The 508-nt window shown below is 49.7% G+C and carries 1 rRNA gene; it reads right to left on the reverse strand.

The features are described from left to right. Nucleotides 1–508: ribosomal RNA gene (locus AC1DWN_RS35035) — 23S ribosomal RNA — on the reverse strand; the annotation flags it as partial.

Here is a 508-nt window from a genome sequence, read left to right on the forward strand (position 1 = left end):
CCCCATTGCTCATAACGGTTTACGGTGGTACAGGAATTTCAACCTGTTGTCCATCCACTACGCCTTTCGGCCTCGCGTTAGGTCCCGACTTACCCTGAGAGGACGAGCCTTCCTCAGGAACCCTTAGGCTTTCGGCGGACAAGATTCTCACTTGTCTTTTCGTTACTCATACCGGCATTCTCACTTGAATACAGTCCACCAGTCCTCACGGTCCAACTTCAATCCGTATTCAACGCTCCCCTACCCAAGTACCTAATGGYACATGTCATAGCTTCGGTGGTGTGTTTAGCCCCGTTACATTTTCGGCGCAGAGTCACTCGACCAGTGAGCTATTACGCACTCTTTAAATGATGGCTGCTTCTAAGCCAACATCCTGGTTGTCTTTGCAACTCCACATCCTTTCCCACTTAACACACACTTGGGGACCTTAGCTGATGATCTGGGCTGTTTCCCTCTTGACAATGGATCTTAGCACTCACTGTCTGACTCCCGGTAAACATGTCTATGG

Source organism: Paenibacillus sp. P4_A7 (genome assembly GCF_056402455.1).